The following is a 14,744-nucleotide window of genomic DNA, read 5'->3' on the forward strand; positions in this document are numbered from 1 at the left end:
CGATTTTTGCCGAAAAATCGCTAAAGCAAGCGAGAGCCAACCTGTTCCTAACCTTCCCAAAACAGTACTCACCACGGGTGATCTATCAACATAAGCTCCCATCTCCTAGATAAAAGAAAAAATCTTTACTCACATAAAATATAAGAAAAACACGAAAAAAAGAATATTACTTCATTCACGAAAAAGAACACACCATTATATATCTTATCCGCACTCCTACTTTAAAGAAACATTCTTCCTTGCTTCCAAGCTTATTTCACGACAGCGCCCATATATGGCATAATGCAAAATCCAGAATCATCCTTTACTTTACAAGCTACAAGCCAAAAGCAAAATCCTACTTTCAAGCTTCCAATGTTTTTAAGATAAATCAATATACTTCCAGCGCCTAATATTGCACTTCTATTACATTAAAGCTCTTCATAAGAGTATTGCTTTCTCAAATGACGTTGTCCGCACGCCAATTCCTCTTATAACATAGGCAAGCAAATGATTTTTATTAACTCAATATAAGAGTATTTAAAACGCGTAAAATTTTATGATATTGAGCTCTTTCACTCAAATGAAAAATATAAGTTATCATTTTAAATCAATCTATTAATAAACATCAGTTGCAATTTCTGTCACATTTAATCATTTGTAAAAAGTATATTAGCCCCTTCTCAAACAAATGACTTTATCTTTTCCTCACAAGAGAATTTTGAAATAAAAAACGCGTTTTGTGTTGGAACTCTTACTTAAGTTGGCAAATGATAAAGTATCCATTATAAATAACGTGCCACACCAAGCATAGCGTACAATTTTCTTGGCTTCATGAAAAAAAGACAAAAATCATTATTTGTGACAAACAAAAGAAGAATCATCCTTTGAATGACTTTGATAAAGAGGAAGCTTTACAATATTAAGAATTGTCCCATAAGGAATCAACATCAACAGGCTCATAATAATTTTTACCGAAAAATCACCAAAAGCAAGCGATAGCCAAACTGGTATGCCTATCCCTCCCAAAACAGTACTCTCCACCAGTGAACTATCAGCATACCCTGTTATCTTATCAAGAACAGAAAACGAGCTAGAAAAAGCAAGAGCAAAAAACAGCACTGTATCCAAAGCTGAACCAACCAACGCTGCTGCTAAAGGTGCTTTCCACCATGTTTTACGTCGTAAAGGAGTAAAAACAACAATATCAAGGAGTTGCCCAAATAAAAATGCAAAACTAGAAGCAAGGGCAAGCCGTGGTGTCGCCAATATCCAAGAAACAAAGACCCCCGCAAAAAAACCAGCATAAACCACACGCCGCGCCGCAGATGGACCATAAAAACGATTGGTTAAATCATTGATCAGAAAAGCAAATGGATAGGTAAAAGCCCCATAAGTCAACAGCTCATTTAAATCAAACCAATAGACAGGATATTGAACCAAAATATTAGAAGCCGTAACAGCAAGGCACATTGCAAAAATAGAAAAAACAACATACCTTTTCTTTTGCTGTTCTAATAAAGGACCGCTTGAAGACATTTTTTTTAACCTGGGATATGGAACCAAATAAAATGAAACGATCAACCTGCAAAAAACTTAACTTCTAGAACAGAAAACCGAAATCAAAGCGTTAATAAACCAAAAAGAATGGCGCTAACAATTACGCTGCCTGTTCAGCCTTTTGCTCACCTTCTTGCTCAGCTTTTTTCTTAATGATTTGGCGTTTTAGCAAACGCGCACGTTGCGACAACTCTTTATCATCTGCTTTAACTAAAAAACCATCAAGGCCACCACGATGCTCAACAGAACGCAATGCACTTGCTGAAATACGCAAGCGATAACTTTGCTGTAACACCTCTGAAATCAATGTCACATTGCAAAGATTTGGTAAAAAACGACGCCGTGTCTTATTATTCGCATGGCTAACATTATTACCATACAGAACCGTTTTCCCTGTCAATTCACATGCACGAGACATAAACTTCACCCTTAAACTCTAAGAAACTTTCAAATCCCCATACCCAAAGGACACAATGAACGCAAAACACGCGCAATGCAACCTTGAACGGGCATCATTGGGAAGTTTCTTTCTAATAGGGGGTCGACAACAAAAGGTCAAGTCTTTTATAAAACCTTTTTCATCTCTTACGGGCTCATTTTTCATCTTTTTCCTCAATAAGACGTGCAAATTCCGCCAAAAAGCGTACAAAATGTTTTTTTTAAATACATACCATGTTAGAATAAAAGCCTATTGTCCCGAAAGGAAGCATAAATCATGAGCAAAAAAGGGCCCCCCATGACAAAGCTTCAGGGAAATTCTTGCCGTTTTTCTTATTTTTTATTTGGAACTTTATGTATTTGTTTTTTTCTTCTCTTCAGTGCATTAGGTATATGGCAAGTACAACGGTTAAACTGGAAAACAAATCTTATCACCAGTGCTAATCAGCGCATTCATTTACCCCCCATAAAAGCCCCCAAAAAAAATCAATGGTCAGATGTTACTTTTGAAAAATATGAATATCAACCTGTTGTTATCACAGGAAAATTTTTAACAGATAAAAATATTTTAGTCACTGCTGCCGCTCAAAATACTACAGGCTATTGGGTTTTGACTCCTTTACAAACTGCTGATAATACACTGATCTTTATCAACCGTGGCTTTATCCCCATGGATGAACGTAATAATTTTCAAAACTCAGAGAAATCGCATACAAATGCCTCATCTCAGCAAAATTCTACCACGGACACAGAACAAACAATGATTATAGGTTTATTACGCATGAGTGAAAAAAATGGATTTTTCCCGCGTAAAAATAATCCTGACAAGAATTTATGGTATACGCGCGATCTCCCCGCTATGGCACAAAAACTTGGTTTGTCCACTGTTGCTCCTTATTTCATTGATGCCAGAAAAACATCTCCACAAGCAAATCTTCCCGTCGTTGGTCTTACGATTATTCATTTTCGAAATAATCATCTCGTTTATGCAATCACGTGGTTTATTTTAGCTGCTGGTGTGTTAGGAGGTTTTCTTTTTCTGCTACGGCAAAAAAACTAAAAAAATACCTCTTACATCTCAAGTAACAAAAATTTTTAGAATCTTGAAAACTGATAAAGAGAATAAAATCTACCAACTTGCGCCTTTGTTAAATAAAGATCATAGGCATACAATAGATCTTTATACCATTCACAAAAGATTTACGCGACACTCTTTAAAAAATCATCATAAAACGAGGGTTTATTCATTAAAAATGTAATGCCCAAAAATGTGAAGCAATGCATTATCTCCACTCTATAAAAAATTCACTCTTAAAAAACATTGTCATAAACGCTTTTGAAAAACATAAAGCCAAATTTAAAAATGATAGGAAAGATAGGCACTCATTTTTGCCTTTATAATTTTATATTCTTGTTTCATTAGATTGTTTCCCATTTCAGAGATTATTCCAATTGATATACGCAATACTTTCGCCTTCATATAGTATAAAAGCTAATATAGCAGAGAACATACGGAGGCATTTTTTGTTTCACAACTGCTATGAAGATGAGATGTTGAGTTATAAGCAACAAAAAAAACATTTAATTTCTCAACGCGACTTTTATACCTATCACCACACCTCAAATGAGAGGTTTTTACAGGATAATAGAAAAAGGTGAGCATCCTATATTCTAAAAAGACAGTTTATCCTTTCAGTGTATTTTGCTAAAGGCTTATGCTATAAACGTATAAGCGTGTTTTACTAGAATTTTAACTCTTTCATTTTTAAGGCTTCTGTTATGGGTGTTGTTGCCAAAAATTTTCCCATACCTGATCTTCATCGGGTTCGTCGTGTTCTCTTTTCTGTGTCTGATAAAACGGGTGTGGTTGCTTTTGCACAAGCCCTTCATGCTACTTACAATGTTGAATTAATTTCAACAGGAGGAACAGCAAAAACCCTCATAGCAGCTGGTTTACCCGTAAAAGATGTTGCTGAAGTTACCGGATTTCCTGAAATAATGGATGGGCGTGTAAAAACACTCCATCCTTTGATTCATGGTGCTTTGTTAGGGGTAAGAGAAGATCCTAGCCATAGGGAAGCTATGGAAAAGAACAGCATTCATGGAATTGATCTTTTGGTGGTGAATCTTTACCCTTTTGAAGAGACGATCCTATCGGGAGCCGATGGGCAAACGATTCTTGAAAATATTGATATCGGTGGACCGGCGATGATTCGCGCCGCGGCAAAAAATTATGCTTATACCGGTGTTGTAACAGCGATAAAAGATTATGATTCGATTCTAGCTGAATTAAAGCAGCATAATGGATGTTTAAGCTTATCTATGCGTCATCAGCTAGCAATGCGCGCTTATGCACACACCGCTGCCTATGATACGGCAATAGCAACGTGGTTTGCACGGGATTTAAAAATTGAAATTCCATCATGGCAGAGTTTTTCCGGTCATCTTGAAAGTGTTATGCGCTATGGGGAAAATCCACATCAACAGGCAGCATTTTATCGCAATAATGAAAAACGTTTTGGTATTGCAACAGCAAAACTTTTACAAGGCAAAGCGCTTTCTTATAACAATCTGAATGATACAGATGCAGCCTTTGAGCTTGTGGCAGAATTTGATCCGCAAAAAACCGCTGCTGTCGCTCTTATTAAACATGCCAATCCTTGTGGTGTTGCGGAAGGAGAAAATTTGAAAGACGCTTATTTGAAAGCTCTTATGTGTGATAATGTATCGGCATTTGGTGGAATTGTTGCTTTAAATCAAACCCTTGATGAAGAATGTGCTGAAGAAATTGTTAAAATTTTCACAGAAGTGATTATTGCTCCTGATGCCACAATGGCGGCACGTGAAATTATTGCCAAGAAAAAAAATCTTCGTTTGCTCATTACAGGTGGAGTTCCTGATCCACGCTGTGGAGGACTTCTTGCGAAAACACTTGCAGGAGGCATTTTAGTGCAATCACGTGATAACGTGGTGGTGGATGATCTTAAATTGCAAGTAGTGACAAAGCGGGCACCAACTCAAGATGAAATGCGTGATCTTCAATTTGCTTTTCGTGTAGCAAAACACGTTAAATCAAATGCTATTGTGTACGCGAAAAATAGCGCAACAGTTGGAATTGGAGCCGGACAAATGAGCCGCATCGATTCAGCAAAAATTGCTGCAAGTAAAGCAGCAGAAAGTGCGCAAAGAGCAGGCTTAACAGAAACCCTTACAAAAGGATCTGTTGTTGCATCAGATGCATTTTTTCCTTTTGCAGATGGTTTATTAGCAGCAGCTGAAGCAGGGGCAACAGCAATTATTCAACCAGGAGGCTCCATGCGTGATGAAGAAGTTATCGCCGCTGCTGATGCACAGGGTTTAGCAATGGTTTTTACAGGAACACGACACTTCCGCCATTAATAATTTTGCTGATTCCCTCTTCGTATAAGACAAATGTTTCAAGGAATTTTTCATAATCATCGTATAACTATTGATAACTATTGAAATGGAAGAAGTTATTCAATCCAAAGAATCTACACGTGAAGAAGTTTATCACCGAAGAAAATGCACATAATTTAGCCATTGTTTAGGGAAAGAATATTGTTCTTGTTGATATTTTTAATGGTTGCCCTTTCACATGAGGAAAATGTTAAAGGGATGCTATCTTGTATGTAGATGCATACCTGTTATGATATTATAACACAACTCTTTTTAGTAATATGCTCTATTCTTAAACTAAAGAGTGTAATGAAAAGTTTGAGTAGAGGATATGAATATTCTACGTTTTTATAGTAATTGGCGCCGTTATCGTCGAACCGTTAATGCGTTAAGTCGTCTTTCAACATATGAACTCAGCGATCTTGGAATTTGTCGAGGTGATATTGATTCAATTGCACGACGTTATTCGCGTAAATCTTTATGAAAGTTGTTTGAGATATTTGAGAGAATGCTTTGCTCTGAAAAAGCGTGCATTTTGTGATTTGTTATTACGCCTTCATTTGTAGTATAATAATAATAAAGAGCAGAAGAGTTGTTTTTCTCAGCCATTGCTGTGTATTGTTTCTCAAATTTTCAGTGTTTCTGTGATATACAACATTTGATTTATAATGATAATTTAGCGTTATTCATATTGAATTAGAACTCCGAATACCGTGAGATTCTTCCATTTAAAATCTATGTATGTTGAATCAACCAAAACCATTCGCCTGCACGTTACAAGCGGGGAGAGCTGTATGGATAAAAACTATTAAGAAAAGGCTAAAAATGCCTCTTATGAACCATCTCTAGTGCCAAGAACTGTTACAAACATTGGGCACTGATAAATAGTGTGATAGTGCCGAACTGCTCCTTCATAAGCATAAAGATGGGGGGTGCTTAATGGATTTACCGTTATACCCATCACGGGCATCGTCGCAAAATAGGCTTGGAAGCATTAAGGAATTTTTCTTTAAAATAAGTCCGTGAATATACAATACAATAGCGCTCTGTTTTTCGTGAGGAGTGTAGCCCTATTAATGCAACTCTCTCAGAGATAAATATTGATCCCAACAGCACACTTAAAAACTTATCGAAGATAAGCAACGGCTTAATTTTCTCTCCATATCTTTAAAGATATGAAGATCCTTAACCAGTACTCATCTGTCAACAATGGTCTTTCCAAAAACTTTTTTTCTGGAGCCAATCCCTTTTAGCATCACCTCATGAGATTCTATGAGCAAACCTTGCCTAAAAACATCCAACCCATACTCTAACAAAACTCTTCATGTATAAAATTGATATGATCTTCAAATTTTGAGAATATTACCACAATAAACGATAATGTTTTGCGACACGCAAGATAAAACGCAATATACTATGGGTTGGAATAATGTTCTAATTTTTTATCAAACGCTTTACGGATAAAACGCCAACGAACTTTTTCCTGAAATGCTGGACGAAAATATAAAACAATCTGTTGTGTCCGTTGTGGACCTGTTAATTCTGCAAAATCAATCGAATCTTCAAGACAAATATCTGCGTCAGGCGATATAAAATACCATACTTGTTCGCTCTTCACGTTCTCATTCTTTACGGTTAAACATACACGTTTGCCATCATAGTTAACTTCAACTTGTGGATGAAGATGAAACCGAACAGCAACATGATTTTTTTCATTTTGCACACTCTTGTGTCTCTTTCCCCCTTTATTGGGCATAAAAAAGCGATCAAAACCCTCAATCATATCTCCATTTGTCGCCAAAATAAGACCACGCTCATGAATAAGATTAAAGGGTCGCATATAACCATTATGACTCGCAATAAAACCCGTCTTCTCTGAATCCTCTATACGGCACACTTGAACATCTGTTGGTCCATCAAACAAAAATGGCGCGCCATTTTTCTTTTTATGATAAAAAGCACCTACTGAACAATCATTAAGCGTAGCTGTTGAATGTGCTGCAGTAACACGCCCTAAATGTCGATAATCTTCCCGCCCATCAGGATTAACACCGGTATTGATAATAAAACGGTGCCCTTGTGAAGACATTTCAAAAGACAAACACCCCGAACAAGCCTGCTGTGCTACAGAGCGGGGTGGAAACTTTCCTGTATCTGCAAGCACTGTTGTTTGATTGGCTTTTAAGCGGTGAAATCCTGAATAACGGGCATAACTAAAAGGATGTCCTCCTGTTTCATCAAGCTCCAAAAGTGATGATAACCGTTCCGATACAAGGGGACCAACCCCATTAAAATGGGCCAACGTTTGATCCTCATGGATAAAGAATCGTAAAGCTGGCAACATACGCTCAACAGAATCAATCAAAATACGGGGTGCTGTTTCATTGCTACGCATAAAAAGATGCCGTAACGACAATAAATCCGATAACAAATTCAGCAAAATAACAGGACTACGGGAAATATGCCCACCATCAACTAGGATTTGACGGGAAAGCTCCTCTATAAGTGTGGTTTGTACCTTTTTTTTCACTGCCGCTGAAACAGGCAAAGCAAGAGATGCGAATGTCAAAGCCACTGCTGCTTGTAAACGTTGATCATTGTGCTCCATACTACAAATTGTTACGCGCAAATAACGAAATTGCAAACCAAGTGCACGTAAAAAGCGTTTTTCAAACCGTTCACTTGCCCCTTCTAACAACATTTTCGAATGACAAATCCATGAAATCAAGCGCCGCGCCACAACAGGATCACTCCAAGCAAGCCCTTTTACCTTCTTACCAGCATGGTCAAACCAGTCTTCTAAAAGAGAGCGTGCATGTGCAGAAGCTAAATCACTTCCTGCTGCCTCCATATGGCGCAACCAATGAAAATCATGTAGAGCCGCTTCCCATTCTAGCGTTGGTGGAACCAATGAAAACGGAGAAACAGCACCAGAATGAACAATGTGACCAGCAAAAGCAAAACGACCATGATAAAATTCATGCGCCATCATCGGATCAGCTACATGCAAATCCATGGGATGCGCTAAAATTTTATGAGGACGAAACCCTGAAAACCGCCAACGAAACAATGGTCCAACCCATAAACGCCGCATAACATTCTGTATCGTATCGATACAGGCTGCCACTTTTACCTGAGGAGCTTTTACCGCAACCGCCAAAATTTTATCTCCATTTATGCTGAATCAAATACAATTTCGACCATTTTTGTAAATGAAGCGTTAATTAAGCAATTTTTCGTAAGCGCGCAGCAAAAAAACCATCCATTCCTAAAAATACGGTTTTCTCAGCATCAAAATTTTTATGACAAAAATCCGCAGGCGTTGTCCGTAACATCCCCCCACAAAGCAAATGTTCCAGTGCTCCCATTTCCTCTGGATAAATAGGGTCTAAAACAATGTCATTGCGTGTCGATAAAATTTTTTCAATAAGATCTTCACCTTCTTCTCTTGCCAATGAACAATTGGAAAAAACAATCCGTCCCCCCTCCTTTACCAAAGAAATTGCTGCGACAAGCAAATCATATTGCAACGCCACTAACTTGACGATATCTTCCCTCGATTTCGTCCATAAAATATCCGGATGACGACGGATTGTTCCTGTAGAAGAACAAGGAGCATCAAGAAGAACTGCATCAAAAAGCTGTGTGGGATAGAAATTTCTCACATCGCCCTGCCAAATGTGAACTGAAAAATGAAGCCGTTCCATATTTTCTTTTAAACGCTTTACGCGGTTAGCAGAAAGCTCAATTGCTGTCACCTCTGCCCCTTGCAAAGCCAATTGTGCTGTTTTTCCCCCAGGGCTCGCACAAAGATCAGCAACGCGTTTACCCTCAATACTCCCAAGTAAACAAGCAGGCAAAGCTGCTGCAAAATCTTGGACCCACCAAGACCCTTCACGATAGCCTGGTAAATCAGAAACAGAACACTCCAGACGCTTCAATCGAACAGAACCATTGGGCAATACCACACCGCCAAGCCTTTCAGCCCATCCACCACTATCAGATTTCACTGTCAAATCGAAAGGAGGTTCCACACTTTGAATTGCGATAATCTGATGTGCCTTTTCTGTTCCATAAGCTGATATTAAAAGCTGTCCAAACCACGCTGGCACACCTTCAATGGTAGGAACTTGTTGACGTAAAGGCTCTGCCTCACGTGCAACATTGCGCAAAAGAGCATTCACCACCCCTGAAAAACGGCGCATTCGAGGATCAAGTTTCGCCACACGCACAGCTAAATCAATAGCCGCATGATCGGGAATATCAAGATAAAGAATTTGTGCAACACTGATATGCAAAAGATGCTGAAGTGAAAGTGCTTGTGAAGGCAAAGGACGCACCAAAAAGCGTGAGAGAGCCGCCATAATCTGCCCTCGATGACGCAATGAAGCTGTTAAAATAGCCCGACATAACAAACGATCTCGTTGTGAAAGCTTCAAATATTGTGGATGTCCGTGTTCATTATCCGTCAAACCAGACAGAGGCGTGTACTTATCAACTACCGCCCCCAAAAGACGCACACACACCTGTCGAACAGCTAATCCTGGAACATTTTTTTCAGACACATGCCCCGCTTTTTTGTGTTTCAAACCACCACCTTTATATCACAGTTTTCTCAAGAGCTCCCTCAATAATTCTATGAACGAGATCTTTTTGAATTTTCATAACGAAGCCAAGAAGGACGTTTTGTAACACGCTGAAAAGAACTATTTTCTTTCTCACCTAATGCATGAGCCTGACCACTATGAAAATCTCCATAGTTCATCCCGCTGCTTTTTTCATGTATAGCGTCTTCTTTATTCCATCCCACACTTTTGGCAAGAGCCCCTTTCATCTCTTCTGCTTGCTGATAAAGAGCAGCAATACGATTTGCAGTTGCTGGATGTGTCGAAAAAAGACTATCCGCTCCCTCACCGCTCAAAGGATTAATAATAAACAGATGCGCGGTTGCTGGATTATGCTCTGCTTCTTCATTATATACCCCACGTCCCCCATCAGCAATCTTACGCAATGCCGAAGCCAACCATAAAGGATTACCACATATTTCAGCCCCTCTCCGATCCGCAGCATATTCCCGTGTACGACTAATCGCCATTTGCACCAGCATCGCTGCAAAAGGCGCCACGAGCAATGCAATAAATCCTCCAATTGCCCCAGCGCCATGAGAACCTTCTGAAGAGTTACGCTGTCCTCCCATAAAGAAAGCAAAATTACCAAGCATTGAAATTGCCCCTGCAATCGTTGCGGTCAGAGTCATTGTTAACGTATCACGATGCTCAATATGTGCGAGCTCATGCGCCATAACGCCGGCAATTTCCTCAGCGCTTAACCGCTCTAACAACCCAGTACTTGCAGCAACAGCTGCATTTTGCGGATTACGTCCCGTTGCAAAAGCATTTGGCTGTGCATTCTCAATAACATAAACCTTTGGTTGAGGAAGAGAAGCCTTTTGTGCTAAATCGCTTACAATCTTATAATAAACTGGTGCTGAATGCTGATCAACTTCACGCGCCCCGTACATGCGTAAAACGATTTTATCTGAATTCCAATAAGAAAAAAAGTTTAAACCACTTGCCATCAAAAGAGCAATGACCATGCCACCGCCCCCTCCAACAAGATAACCAACTCCCATAAAGAGAGCAGTTAAAAAAGCCAAAAGCATAGCTGTACGCATTATATTCATTACTCAAAAAACTCCATGATAAAAGTCAATCAATACTATATGATGGTGTTTTCTTTCTGCTTCTTCAATGGAATAGGTGTAAAATGAATAAAAAAGATGAGAAAACAAGCAAAAAAAATGCAACTTTCGTTAAACAGCAATCTCTTTCTCCCGCAGCACAACGCGCCCTTAAAGAAGCTGAAGAAAGACGAAAACGCGCAGCAAAAAAAGAACAACCTTTAGAAAACGGCGGACGCGGCGGCAAAGACCCTTCCCGCTATGGAGACTGGGAAATTAAAGGCCGCGCCATTGATTTTTAAAACCATTGATTTAAAAAAAAACGGCGCAATTTAAACAAGCAGCTTTTTAATGAAAATCCGTTTTTGATAGACAAAAACGGATAATATTTATTTTTCTAAAGCTTTTAAAAACACATTGATTAAACAATCATGCTTCTTATGCTGAAGCAGATTCTGCTTCAGCCGCTGCCGCTGCTTCTTCTGCTGCTTGCTTTGCTGCTGCTATACGTTCTTGTGCTTTTTTACCCGGTTCACCTTTATGTGGATTATTACGAGTTGGACGCTTTTTCAAGCCAGCTGCATCTAAAAACCGTAAAACGCGATCTGTTGGTTGAGCCCCTTGCCCAAGCCAATATTGGATACGTTCTTCATTAAGTTTCACCCTCGGTCCATCTTTAGGCAACATTGGATCCCATGCACCAACACGTTCAAGAAACCGCCCATCGCGCGGACTACGAACATCTGCAACGACGATATGATAGTAAGGACGTTTTTTTGAACCTCCACGGGACAAACGAATTTTCAATGCCATATTTTATCTCCTATTGTCAGCTCTGGCTTTCGTTTAAATTGACTTTTTTTGTTTTTTGCTCTTCAGCAATAACTTCATGATGACTCACAACTTCTTTAATAATAAATTTTAAAAATCTTTCAGCAAAATCAGGATCAAGATCACTATCCATAGCCAATTGCCGCAAACGCGCTACCTGATATTGCTCACGCAGAGGATCTACTTTAGGCAAATCATAACGGGCTTTTAAGCGCCCAACAGCTTTCGTACAACGAAACCGCTCTGCTAAGATATGAATCAAAGTTGCATCAAAATTATCAATGGATGCTCGTAAATGTGCCAATTCGTTTAATACTGTTTCCTGCATTATATTCCTTTCCCTCTTTACATCTTATTTTTTCTTAGGATGCTGAGGAAAATTTCCCCCATCGACAATGCCATTGGAAAGACCAGGAAAAGTAGGTCCACGCTTGGGAAGTCCGGGCAAGAGCTTCCCTCCATTACCATTTTCAATTTGCTTTTGAAGCGTTGAGAATTGCTTTGGATCCAATCCCGACAAATCCGGCATAGCTGGAGAATCCCCTCCCAAGTTTCCCATACCACCAAAACCCATTTTGGAACCAAGGCCTCCCAACATCTTTCCCATAAAACCACTTTTTCCTTTACCACCCATGGCTTTCATCATATCAGCCATTTGGCGATACATCTTCAAAAGTTTATTAATATCAGCCGCTGTCGTACCAGACCCCTTAGCAATTCGTTGTTTGCGGCTATGTTTTAAAAGCTCTGGATTCGCCCGCTCTTTGGGTGTCATAGATGAAATAATGGCCAATTGACGATCAAACAAACGATCATCAAACCCCGCAGCCGCAATCTGATCTTTGACCTTCCCCATTCCTGGCAACATGCCCATAATACCGCCCATTCCACCCAGTTTTTTCATTTTCTGCAACTGTTCTGCAAGATCATTCAGATCAAATTTTCCGGCTTGCATTTTTTTTGCAAAAGCAGCAGCTTTCTCATGATCCATTGTTTCAGCAGCTTTTTCAACCAAAGAAACAATATCCCCCATTCCGAGAATACGATCAGCAATACGACTGGGATGAAATTCTTCTAAAGCATCTATTTTTTCACCAGTTCCAATTGCTTTAATTGGTTTACCTGTAACAGCACGCATAGAAAGAGCAGCGCCACCACGCCCATCACTATCCATCCGTGTTAAAATAATCCCCGTAATCCCTACACGCTCATCAAAAGAACGAGCAAGATGAACGGCATCTTGCCCCGTCAAACTATCAGCCACCAACATAATCTCATGAGGAAGGGAACATGCTTTAATTTCAGCCAATTCGAGCATCAAAGCTTCATCAATATGATTACGTCCTGCTGTGTCAAGAAGAAGCACGTCATAACCACCTAATTTAGCAGCCTGCACGGCACGTGATGCAATATCAACGGGCAGCTGACCCGCAATAATAGGCAAGCTTGCAAGTTTTGCCTGCTCTCCCAATTGGCGCAATTGCTCCTGTGCAGCGGGACGGCGTGTATCTAATGACGCCATGAGAACTTTTTTATTGTGCTTATCAGTAAAACGTTTTGCAAGCTTTGCTGTTGTAGTTGTTTTTCCGGAACCTTGCAAACCAGTCATCATGATAACAACTGGAGCTGGTGCATTTAAATCACTCAGAACGCTTTCATTTCCAAGAATATGAACCAATTCATCATGAACAATTTTAACCACCATTTGGCCTGGTTTAATTGATTTAACGATTTCGGCCCCAACAGCTTTTTCCCGAACTCTATCGGTAAAAGAGCGCACAACATCAAGAGCAACATCAGCTTCCAATAAAGCGCGACGAATTTCACGCAGCGCCTCTACAACATCCTGATCCGATAAAGCGCCACGTCCCGTCAAATGAGACAGGATAGAACCAAGTCGCTCTTGCAAGGATTCAAACATCATTTACCTCATTGTTGCATAACAAACAAACCAAAATAGCATCCGAGAACGCATCGCGCCGTCGGATGTTGACCTCTGAGATCTCTTTATACCCTTAAACTGGGGTCTCAGTCGGTGGCTCCAAGTTAATTTTGTCACTGAAAGCTTGCTCCTTCAAACAATAAAACCCCAGCTTTGTCAAGTTTTATCATAAAATATCTTTTTATACGAAGAAATAAAAACAACAAATACTATACTTCAAAACTTTCAACTTCAACACGCATAAAACAACCTGTTTCCTGTTCCATGCTCCATAATTTTCCGCTAGAGATATCAAACCAAACCCCATGCAATGTCAAAAAACCTTGATCTTTGCGAAGCTTAATCCACGGAAACGTCTCTAAATTTCTCAACGAATGGCGAATAGAAAGCTGCTCTAATGCCGTCTGTTTTTCTGGCCAAGACAGCGACTTATTATTCAAAACGATTTCTGCTGCTGGTGCTAAGAGACTTATCCATTGACCGATAAAATCATTTGATAATAAAGATTTATATGTCTCATTAAGAGCAGTACGAATGCCTCCACAATGGGCATGACCAAAAACGACAATATGTCTCACCTCAAGCAATTGCACAGCATATTCAAGAGCTGCTGATGTTGCGTGATATTGGTCATCAGGAGAAAAAGGAGGAACCACATTCGCCACGTTGCGCAGGGTGAAAATTTCCCCTGGCTTAGCATCAAAAATCATTTCTGGTACTGCACGCGAATCACAACAAGCAATGACCAAAACTTCAGGTTTCTGCCCCTCAATCGCCAATTGCTGATAATCTGCTATTTTATATAAAAAATGATTGTTTATAAAGTTTTGGTAACCACTTAAAAGTCTTTCTGGTAAACGCGCCATTCTCTCTTTACTTTTGCTTCTTTTTTTACTT

At 39.5% G+C, this 14,744-nt stretch carries 13 protein-coding genes; 4 read left to right on the forward strand and 9 right to left on the reverse strand.

The window, feature by feature from the left end; all coding sequences use genetic code 11:
• Positions 1–834: 834 nt before the first annotated feature.
• Together ACFILD_RS05760 and rpmB are read right to left on the reverse strand one after the other, a co-directional pair.
• Entirely contained in the window at positions 835–1,518 is a 684-nt protein-coding gene (locus ACFILD_RS05760) for a VUT family protein (RefSeq protein ID WP_375662793.1), read from the reverse strand.
• 121 nt (positions 1,519–1,639) lie between these two features.
• Positions 1,640–1,957, reverse strand: coding sequence for a 50S ribosomal protein L28 (rpmB, locus tag ACFILD_RS05765; protein ID WP_273787609.1), 318 nt, complete (start codon positions 1,955–1,957; stop codon positions 1,640–1,642).
• A gap of 297 nt (positions 1,958–2,254) precedes the next feature.
• Here rpmB and ACFILD_RS05770 point away from each other — a divergent pair, with 297 nt between their 5' ends.
• The 3 genes from ACFILD_RS05770 (at position 2,255) to ACFILD_RS05780 (ending at position 5,878) form a co-directional block, all read left to right on the forward strand.
• Positions 2,255–3,037, forward strand: a complete 783-nt coding sequence (locus ACFILD_RS05770; RefSeq protein ID WP_375664877.1) for an SURF1 family protein — start codon at positions 2,255–2,257, stop codon at positions 3,035–3,037.
• 719 nt (positions 3,038–3,756) lie between these two features.
• On the forward strand, positions 3,757–5,376 hold the full coding sequence (purH, locus tag ACFILD_RS05775) for a bifunctional phosphoribosylaminoimidazolecarboxamide formyltransferase/IMP cyclohydrolase (protein ID WP_375659682.1): 1,620 nt from the start codon (positions 3,757–3,759) through the stop codon (positions 5,374–5,376).
• 349 nt (positions 5,377–5,725) lie between these two features.
• Positions 5,726–5,878 (forward strand): DUF1127 domain-containing protein, encoded by a 153-nt coding sequence (locus ACFILD_RS05780; protein WP_273790070.1) that lies wholly within the window; start codon positions 5,726–5,728, stop codon positions 5,876–5,878.
• Positions 5,879–6,808: 930 nt separating this feature from the next.
• Here ACFILD_RS05780 and ACFILD_RS05785 read toward each other — a convergent pair.
• The 3 genes from ACFILD_RS05785 to htpX form a co-directional block, all read right to left on the reverse strand.
• The gene (locus ACFILD_RS05785) at positions 6,809–8,554 is read right to left on the reverse strand and encodes a heparinase II/III family protein (RefSeq protein WP_375643052.1); all 1,746 of its coding nucleotides are present in this window, start codon (positions 8,552–8,554) and stop codon (positions 6,809–6,811) included.
• Positions 8,555–8,618: 64 nt separating this feature from the next.
• Positions 8,619–9,983 (reverse strand): RsmB/NOP family class I SAM-dependent RNA methyltransferase, encoded by a 1,365-nt coding sequence (locus ACFILD_RS05790; RefSeq protein WP_375662792.1) that lies wholly within the window; start codon positions 9,981–9,983, stop codon positions 8,619–8,621.
• A 47-nt stretch (positions 9,984–10,030) separates the two neighbouring features.
• A complete protein-coding gene (gene htpX / locus ACFILD_RS05795; protein WP_375664878.1) occupies positions 10,031–11,077 on the reverse strand; it encodes a zinc metalloprotease HtpX in 1,047 nt (348 codons plus the stop codon).
• Between the two features lie 83 nt (positions 11,078–11,160).
• Here htpX and ACFILD_RS05800 point away from each other — a divergent pair, with 83 nt between their 5' ends.
• Positions 11,161–11,376, forward strand: a complete 216-nt coding sequence (locus ACFILD_RS05800; protein ID WP_375664879.1) for a DUF1674 domain-containing protein — start codon at positions 11,161–11,163, stop codon at positions 11,374–11,376.
• A gap of 136 nt (positions 11,377–11,512) precedes the next feature.
• Here the strand turns inward: ACFILD_RS05800 and rpsP are convergent, their stop codons facing one another.
• From rpsP to ACFILD_RS05820, 4 genes are all read right to left on the reverse strand, one after another.
• Positions 11,513–11,887 carry a 30S ribosomal protein S16 gene (gene rpsP / locus ACFILD_RS05805; RefSeq protein WP_273787601.1) on the reverse strand — a complete coding sequence of 125 codons (375 nt, stop codon included), beginning with the start codon at positions 11,885–11,887 and terminating at the stop codon, positions 11,513–11,515.
• Positions 11,888–11,903: 16 nt separating this feature from the next.
• Positions 11,904–12,233 carry a chorismate mutase gene (locus tag ACFILD_RS05810; protein ID WP_273790075.1) on the reverse strand — a complete coding sequence of 110 codons (330 nt, stop codon included), beginning with the start codon at positions 12,231–12,233 and terminating at the stop codon, positions 11,904–11,906.
• Between the two features lie 24 nt (positions 12,234–12,257).
• On the reverse strand, positions 12,258–13,826 hold the full coding sequence (ffh, locus tag ACFILD_RS05815) for a signal recognition particle protein (RefSeq protein ID WP_375659824.1): 1,569 nt from the start codon (positions 13,824–13,826) through the stop codon (positions 12,258–12,260).
• Between the two features lie 230 nt (positions 13,827–14,056).
• On the reverse strand, positions 14,057–14,713 hold the full coding sequence (locus ACFILD_RS05820; protein WP_273790076.1) for a carbonic anhydrase: 657 nt from the start codon (positions 14,711–14,713) through the stop codon (positions 14,057–14,059).
• Between the last annotated feature and the right edge of the window lie 31 nt (positions 14,714–14,744).

This window comes from Bartonella sp. CL162QHHD, assembly GCF_042195435.1.
GTDB lineage: Bacteria > Pseudomonadota > Alphaproteobacteria > Rhizobiales > Rhizobiaceae > Bartonella.